This is a genomic window from Methylorubrum podarium (assembly GCF_040270385.1).
Taxonomy (GTDB): Bacteria; Pseudomonadota; Alphaproteobacteria; order Rhizobiales; family Beijerinckiaceae; genus Methylobacterium; species Methylobacterium podarium.
Genome location: NZ_JBELQE010000052.1, coordinates 48,176 through 55,477, shown reverse-complemented (window position 1 = coordinate 55,477; position 7,302 = coordinate 48,176). Strand labels below are relative to the sequence as shown.

General features: G+C 71.5%; 8 protein-coding genes. 3 read left to right on the top strand and 5 right to left on the bottom strand.

What is annotated here, in order from left to right; genetic code table 11:
- Positions 1-611 (bottom strand): glycosyltransferase (locus ABS772_RS09120; RefSeq protein ID WP_350393905.1); only part of this gene is annotated, 611 nt, incomplete at its 3' end.
- 78 nt (positions 612-689) lie between these two features.
- Complete coding sequence (locus ABS772_RS09115; protein ID WP_350393904.1) at positions 690-1,532, bottom strand: polysaccharide deacetylase family protein; 843 nt, start codon at positions 1,530-1,532, stop codon at positions 690-692.
- Between the two features lie 202 nt (positions 1,533-1,734).
- Here ABS772_RS09115 and ABS772_RS09110 point away from each other — a divergent pair, with 202 nt between their 5' ends.
- Positions 1,735-2,733, top strand: coding sequence for a lipid II:glycine glycyltransferase FemX (locus ABS772_RS09110; RefSeq protein ID WP_350393902.1), 999 nt, complete (start codon positions 1,735-1,737; stop codon positions 2,731-2,733).
- A gap of 26 nt (positions 2,734-2,759) precedes the next feature.
- Positions 2,760-4,112: a lipopolysaccharide biosynthesis protein gene (locus tag ABS772_RS09105; protein ID WP_350393901.1), complete on the top strand. Its 1,353-nt coding sequence runs from the start codon at positions 2,760-2,762 to the stop codon at positions 4,110-4,112.
- Between the two features lie 43 nt (positions 4,113-4,155).
- On the opposite strand, the gene ABS772_RS09100 is transcribed toward ABS772_RS09105, so the two are convergent.
- Both ABS772_RS09100 and ABS772_RS09095 read right to left on the bottom strand, forming a co-directional pair.
- Entirely contained in the window at positions 4,156-4,863 is a 708-nt protein-coding gene (locus tag ABS772_RS09100) for a YoaK family protein (RefSeq protein ID WP_350393900.1), read from the bottom strand.
- 145 nt (positions 4,864-5,008) lie between these two features.
- Positions 5,009-5,215: a hypothetical protein gene (locus ABS772_RS09095; protein ID WP_238257262.1), complete on the bottom strand. Its 207-nt coding sequence runs from the start codon at positions 5,213-5,215 to the stop codon at positions 5,009-5,011.
- Positions 5,216-5,325: 110 nt separating this feature from the next.
- On the opposite strand from ABS772_RS09095, the gene ABS772_RS09090 reads away from it, so the two are divergent.
- Positions 5,326-6,195 (top strand): LysR family transcriptional regulator, encoded by an 870-nt coding sequence (locus tag ABS772_RS09090; protein ID WP_350393898.1) that lies wholly within the window; start codon positions 5,326-5,328, stop codon positions 6,193-6,195.
- Positions 6,196-6,206: 11 nt separating this feature from the next.
- Here ABS772_RS09090 and ABS772_RS09085 read toward each other — a convergent pair whose 3' ends face one another.
- Positions 6,207-7,232, bottom strand: coding sequence for a patatin-like phospholipase family protein (locus ABS772_RS09085; RefSeq protein WP_350393897.1), 1,026 nt, complete (start codon positions 7,230-7,232; stop codon positions 6,207-6,209).
- Positions 7,233-7,302: the final 70 nt, after the last annotated feature.

The following is a 7,302-nucleotide window of genomic DNA, read 5'->3' as shown; positions in this document are numbered from 1 at the left end:
ATGTGTATACGACACAGGGCGGGGGGCGTCCAGGCGGGGAAGAGCGGGCTCAGGACGAACCGTCCGGGCGGCAGACCGTAGCGGGCGAGCACGGCGCCGCTGCCCTCGCTCGGCCCGATCCCGGCGGCGGCCCCCGAGACGATGGCGCGGCGCAGCCAGCGATGCGGGGCCGAGCGTTGACCGGGATCGGTCTCGATCACCCCGTCGGTGCGGACCAGGGTGGGGATCCGCCGCAGGCGCGTGGCCGCGGCGGCGAACAGCATGGTCGGCGAGAAGTCGTTGAGCACGACCGCCGCCGGGCGGAGGGCGGCGAGCCGCGGCACCACCGCCGGGTTGAGGTAGAGGTTGCGGATCGAGGAGCGGTGCCAGCGCAGGCCCGGCAGCACCGCGTGCCGATAGAGGCGCGGCGGCGGCATCACCCATTGCCGGGCGCTCTCGCGCGGCGTGCAGGACAGGACGTGAAGGGCCCGCCCGTCACGGTCGGCGAGCCGTTCCGCCAGGCGCTCGTAGAGGACATGCGTGTAGGGCGCGAGCGCCCCGGTCACGACGACGACCGGGGGCGGACCGGACTCACCGGAGACGATGGCGGACGGACTCGCACCGGCTGGCATGGATGGGCGACCTCGGATCGGGAGCCGCGGGGCTGGACCGGCCCGGCGCCGCTCGCCAGCGGTAGACCGGAAATCTTCTCAAGCCGTTCCTTTTGCCGTTCCTTTTGCCCACGATCCCGACTTCCGGCCGCCCATCAGGGCCTCGAAGTCGGAGACCGGCCAGTGCGGTTCGACCACGTAGCGGGGCATCGCGGAAAGGTCGGCGGCGCCCAGCGCCCGGCCGCGCCGCGTGGTGAAGAAGGTCCGGTAGCCGCTCTCCAGGGCCAGAGGCGGATCGAGCTCCGGGTTGAAATCGTGGCCGGCCACGCCCCAGGGGCAGGCGAAGTGACGGATCTCCCGGCCGGTGAGGGCGGCGAGGTCGCGCCGCGAGCGGGCAATCTCGTCCGCGACCGAGGCGCGGCCGAGCCGGCTCAGGCGCCGATGGCTGGCGGTGTGCGATCCGATGTCGAGGCCGTCCGTACACCAGGCCGCCACCTCGGCCCGGTTCATGTAGAGGCGGCCGCTCGGCGACAGGGATGTCGCCCGGTCGAGACCGGGCGGCGTGTCCGGCGGTGCGTCGATCCAGTCGCTGACGAGGAAGACGATGCCCGGAACGCCCAGGGCCTTGAGGACGGGCCGCGCCACCTCGAAGGTGTCGGCGTAGCCGTCGTCGAAGGTGACGAGGAAGGCGCGCTCACCGGCCGGCCAGCCCGCGGCGAGGCGCTCGATGGCCCCGTCGGCGTCGATGAAGTCTCCATATCGGCCGAGATGGCGCAGCTGCGCGGCGAACTGGTCCTGCCGGGCTTCCGGCACCTGATGGTAGCACAGGGTGTAGAGGCCGGCTTCGGCGCAGGCCAGCGACTTGAACAGGGCGCCGCCGCGCAGAGCGAGCGCGCGCAGCGCCGGCGCCCGGCGCAACGTCGTCTTGAACCAATGCTTCATCCCAGCCCCACCCTTTGAGTCAGGCGCTATCACAAAAATGTTCTGATGGCACCTGTACAATCCATCCCGGAATACGGCGGTTAATCTGGTCAATGGGTTTCACTATTGATGCGGGCGCCCTGGCTCGCGGCTTGCTGAGGAGCGGGAGGCAGGCCATGGAGTGTCCCGGTTCGGGATGTCCGGCACGCGAAGGGTTATCAGGGTGGGTCAAACAACGGTCGTCGACGTGACGGACGATCCCGATTGGGACGCGGCGGTCTGGCAGCAGCCGGGCGCCAGCCTCTACGCGTCGCGCCGCTGGGGCGAGTACAAGCGTCGCGTCGGCTGGGACGTGCAGCGGTTCACGATCCGCGCCGGCGACGGGCAGGCGCTCGCCTACGCGCAGGTTCAGCGCCGCCGCCGCTGGCTCGGCCACATCGTGCTGGCGCAGGGCTGCCCGATCCTGACGCCGCTGGGGGAGAAGCGGGCGGACGCCGTGTTCCGCGCCTTCCTCGACCATCTCCACCTCCGGCGCTTCGACCTGCTCGGCGTGAACTACCAGCAGTTCCAGTCGCCGGCAGCGGCGCTGGCGCTGCTCGGCCACGGCTTCGCGCCGGTCGTCACCACCCGGACGCACACGCTGGAACTCGATCTCACTCAAGGAACGGAGCGGATTCGCTCCGGCATGGAGGGCCGCTGGCGCGACGTGCTGAAGGTTGCCGAGCGCAACCCGGACCTCACGACCGGCTTCCCGAGCGGTCCGGCCGAGCGGCTGTCCGCCTTCGAGACCTTCGGCCGGCTCTACGCCGCCCTGAAACGGCGCAAGGGTTTCCGCAACAGCCTCGACACCGCGGCCTTCCGCGACTTGGCCGCGAACGACCCGAATCTCGTGTTCCTTGAGATCCGCGAGCGGAACGAACCGATCCTGGTGCGGATCATCCACCGGACGGCGAACCGCTGGACCGATTTCTACGTCGCCTCGAACGAGCGGGCCAAGGTCACCGGCGCCGGTCGCCTCGCGCTCTGGCGCATGATCGAGCGGGCCCGGCGCGAGGGGGCATCGGTGCTCGATCTCGGCGGGATCGACCCGGCCGGCAATCCGGGCGTCTACGAATTCAAGCGCGGCGTCAGCCGCAACGTCGTCGCGGCCAACCCGCTCTGGCTCTTCAGCCGGACCCGGCTGCTGCGCCGCGCCGCGACGGCCGTCCTGGCCACCCGCTGACCCAGGACACGAGCAGGAGATCCGCGATGACCGAAGCCTCGACCGCGCCCGGCCGGCTCACCGGCCTCGTCCGGCGCGTCGCCGGCCTCGTCCGGCGTCCGCCCGCCGCGCTCGCGGCCCTGGCCGATCAGGGCGTCGTCAGCGGCTTCGGCTTCGTCAGCGGCATCGCCGCCGCCCGCCTGCTCGGCATCGCCGAGTTCGGGCATTTCGCGATGATCCTGATCGTGCTCTCCTTCGCCCAGGCGCTGCACAACGCCCTCATCACCGCGCCGATGATGACGCTGGTCGGCGCCCGCAAGGGGGTCTCGACCGCCTACGCCGCGACCATCCTCGCGGGCGCCTTCCTGCTCTCGGTGCCCGGCGCCGTCTTCGTGGTGATCGCCCTGCTGATCGCCGGGATGTCGGGCGAGACGCTCCTCGCGGCCTGCGCCCTGATGCTGGCGCAGAACCTCCAGTTCACCCTGCGCCGCCTCCTGTTCGCGAAAGGCCGGGGCGTGCAGGCCCTGCTGATGGATTTCGCCCGCGCCGCGAGCTTCCCCCTCGTCGCCCTGGTGCTCTGGCTGGAGCATGACGTCATCGGCGGCAACGGCTTCGTCTGGCTGCTCGCGGCGACCTCGCTGGCCACCTGCCTGCCCTTCGTCATCTCGGTCGGCCGGCCGATCCTGCGCCGGCCCGGCCTCGTGCAGACCGGTGCGGTCTTCCGGCGCCACATCCCGCTCGCGCGCTGGCTCCTGCCGATCGTCTTCGTCACCTTCGTCCAGGAGCAGCTCATCTGGCTGGTGGCGGGCTCGACCCTCGGCCTGGAGGAACTCGGCGGCCTGCGGGCGGCGCAATACCTCGTCGGGACCGTTCTGCTGCTGCTCTCCGCCACGGAGAACGTCCTGCCCGTGGCCGCGGCCCGCGCCCAGGCCGAGGGCGGGGATGCGGCCCTGCGCAGCTACCTGCTGCGCGCGGGCGTGAAGCTCGGGGTGCCGATCATCACGATCCTGGCGGTCCTCGCCGTTCCCGGCGAGATGTGGCTGCGCCTGATCTTCGGGTCGGAATACGCGGCCTACGCCAACTGCCTGCGCATCCTCTCGGTCAGCGTCGTGATCGTGCTGGCCCGCGACCTCACCTCCAACTACTTCCGCGCCAAGCAGAACACCCGGGTGCTGTTCGAGTCGCTGTGCGTGAGCATGGTCGTGTCGCTCGCCGTGGTGGTCCCGCTGATGCGCGGCGGCGGCGTCAGCGGCGCGGCGGCGGCGGTGGGCGCCGGGCACCTCGCCTCCCTCGTCTACCTCGTGCTGGCGGCGCGGCGGCAATCCTGCCCGGCCCCGGCCTGGCCGTCGCCCGGCTGGTGGCGGCGATCCCTCGGGCTCGCCCGATCCGCGCGGACCTGAGCGGGGTTCAGGATCGGTCGAAGCTCGGCGGGCCTGACGCCGCTCACGTCGCGGCGTTCGCTTCGGCCGGCGCCATCGCGACGAGGGTGAACAGGCCGACCAGGACCATGATCGGCAGGACGACGGAGCCGAAGGCGAGGTGGGCGATCCCGAACGCGCCGCACAGGGCGCCGACGGCGAAGGCCGCGATGGCCGGCAGGACGCGCAGCAACCGCGCGCGGGTCTGAGCGGGGTTGCCGGAGGTTCTCAGGGCGAGATCCGTCGCGTCGATGACGGCTTGGCTCACGCTCACGGTCATCACCGTGGTCGGCGCGAGATGGCCGAGCGAGAGACGGCCGATCGCGTTCTGCACGCCCATGGCCGCGACGGCGAGCATGCCGACGGTCAGGGCCGGGGCACCGTCCGGCGCATCCAGCGGCGCCCAGAGGGTCCCGCACACGCCGAAGCCCGCGAGGAGGGCCGCCTCGAGGGCGAGCAGCCAGGGCAGCGGATCGGCCTCCCGCCGCTGCAGGAGCAGCGCGAGGATGCGGGCGCCCGCCACCGCCCCCATGAAGACGGGCAGCGCCAGAAGCTTCGCCAGCACGCCGGTCGAACTCGCGATCAGTTCGGCGCCGATGAGGACGAAGTTTCCGGTGACATGGGCCGTGAACAGGCCCGTCAGCGCGATGAAGGCCGCCGCATCGACGAAGCCGGCGACGAAGGCGAGGGCGGTTCCGGCGGACGTTCCGCCACCCGAGATCTGCGGCTTCAAGAGACCTCCCCTGATCTCCAGACGTTGGAGGGATTGCGATGCGCTAGATCCCTGCCCGACCTGATCGCATCGGGTCGGCGTCTCCGGACCCTTGCTCGGACGCGCATTCTCTCGACGAACCGGCGACCCTTCGCCGGACCGCGCGCTAATCGTCGACCGGGGTCGTCGTCACGGTGATCGGCACTTTGGGGTTGGCGTAGTAATCCGGCCAGCGATCGCAAGCGTAGATGATCGCAATCACCAGCACGAGGGTCGCCAGAAGGAAGAGGAGCCCTTCCGTGATCTGATGGGCCCATTTGCCGAAGGCGGGGATCGCGACAAAGCCGCCGATGAAGATCATGGTGATGGCCACGGGGGCGTTCATCGCGAGAAACCTGCCTCTGGTGATGGGACGCGGATTCGGCCCGGACCTTAAGCCTCCCGCGCGCCGCGCGGTAAGGATATCGGCTATCACGAACCATGATGAGCAACCTGAACGTCGAACAGATCCGCTCGTTCCTGTCCGTCGTCGAAAGCGGCAGCTTCACGGCCGCCGCGCAGGCGCTCGGCGTGCGGCAATCCACGGTCAGCGGGCATATCGCGCGGCTGGAACAGGCGCTGGACCGCTCGCTCCTCATGCGGGACACCCATCGGGTCGCCCTGACGCCAGACGGCCAGGCCATGGTCGGCTTCGCCCGCGACGTGCTTGAGGCGCATGACCGGCTTCGTGCCTTCTTCTCGCCGGGCGGCCTGCGCGGCCGCATCCGCCTCGGCGTCTCCGAAGACTGCACCCTGTCGGCCCTCGCCCAGGTTCTGGCGCGGTTCGCGGACCGGCACCCGTCCGTCGATCTGCAGCTGACGGTCGGCCTCAGCCGGGCCCTCTACCAGGGCTACGACGCGGGCGAGCTGGACGTGATCTTCTGCAAGCGCCGACGCGGCGATCCGCGCGGCGAACTGGCCTGGGCGGAGGAGTTGATCTGGGCGGGCCGGCCCGGCTTCGTGCCCGATCCGGCGCTGCCGTTGCCCCTGGTCCTCTATCCGCCGCCGTCGATGACGCGCATCCTGGCCCTCGATGCCCTCGACGCGGCGGGCCGCGGCTGGCGGATCGCCTGCACGACCGGCAGCCTGATGGGGCTGCGCGCGGCCGTCGAGGCGGGTCTGGGCATCGCGCCGCACTCGGCCCGGGTGATGCCGCCGGGGCTGGCCCCGATCCCGGCGACGGCCGGGCTGCCCCCGATCGGCGAGGTCGAGTTCGTGGTGCTCGGCTCGGGCCGTCAGCACGCCGTCGCGACGGCGCTGCAGGAGACGATCCTGGCCAGCACGGCGGAGATCCAGGCCGTCCCCGAGGGGTGAGCGGCGCGCGGTCACGGGCTTGCGTAGCGGAAACGCCCCTGCGCGGGCGGCAGCGCGGCCAGCCGGTCGAGACCCCGCTCCATGTCGCGGGCGCCCGCCTGCCAGCGGTCGCGGATCGAGGAGGGTGAGAAGTCGAAGCTCTTCGAGGCCAGCTGGTCGGCGCCGGCCCGGTGCACGAGGTGCAGCAGCGTCGCGACCGGCCCGTCCGGATCGAGCCGCTCGCGCAGGGCGTAGCTGCGCGCGAGCCCCGCGACCGCGCGCCGGGCGGCGCTGGCGAAGATGAGGTCGTTGGCCCGTTCCAGCACCGCGTCGAGGGAGCGCGGCGTGTCGGCCCGCAGGGAGAACAGGTCGAGGGCGATGCAGAGCAGGTCGCGGGTCGGCTCGGGCTCGAACAGGGGATCGAGGGGCAGGTTGTTGGTGTAGCCGGCATCGCACAGCATCCGCCCGCCCACCTCGACCGGCGGGAAGGCCGGCAGCAGGGCCGCGCTCGCCAGGATGTGCTCGGGCCCGAGCCTCTCGCGGGTGTTGTCGAAATAGACCTCCTCGCCGGTCGCCACGTCGATGCAGGCGACGGTGAGACGGATCTCGGCCCGGTTCAGGCGCTCGAAATCGACCAGCCGGCTCAGGGTGCCGAGCAGGGGCCGGTGATCGAACAGGGCGACGTCGTTGGGCACCCAGGGCAGCGCCGACCACAGGCCGGGATAGCGGTGCGTGAAGATGTTCGGTCGCCCCCAGACCAGCGTCAGGAGCGCGTGCAGGGCGTTGTAGTACTGCCGCGGCTTGAGGAGATCGGTGCCGGTGAGGCCGGTCTGCAGGGTCGCCTCGTTCCAGAAGCGGTGAAGCCGGTCGATCCGGTCCTCCGGCGCGTTGCCGGCGATGATCGCCCCGGTGATGGCTCCCATGGATGCGCCGACCACCCGGTCCGGCCGGATGCCGCGGGCCTGAAGAACCTCGAAGGCCCCGGAATGGTAGGCGCCGAGCGCGTTGCCGCCGCCGAGCACGAGGGCGATGTCGCGGGTGGGGGACGTCGTGTGCATGCGGTGGGCGGACCCTTCCTCTGTGCCGCGGAGCGGCGGCCGGCATCGGTGCGGGAACCCGGCGGAGGCA

What these genes read in the sequence shown, in the direction of transcription:
- ABS772_RS09090 (WP_350393898.1), top strand. Translation starts at nt 5,326, where the DNA reads ATGAGCAACCTGAACGTCGAACAGATCCGCTCGTTCCTGTCCGTCGTC.
- ABS772_RS09105 (WP_350393901.1), top strand. Translation starts at nt 2,760, where the DNA reads ATGACCGAAGCCTCGACCGCGCCCGGCCGGCTCACCGGCCTCGTCCGG.
- ABS772_RS09115 (WP_350393904.1), bottom strand. Translation starts at nt 1,532, where the DNA reads ATGAAGCATTGGTTCAAGACGACGTTGCGCCGGGCGCCGGCGCTGCGC.
- ABS772_RS09085 (WP_350393897.1), bottom strand. Translation starts at nt 7,232, where the DNA reads ATGCACACGACGTCCCCCACCCGCGACATCGCCCTCGTGCTCGGCGGC.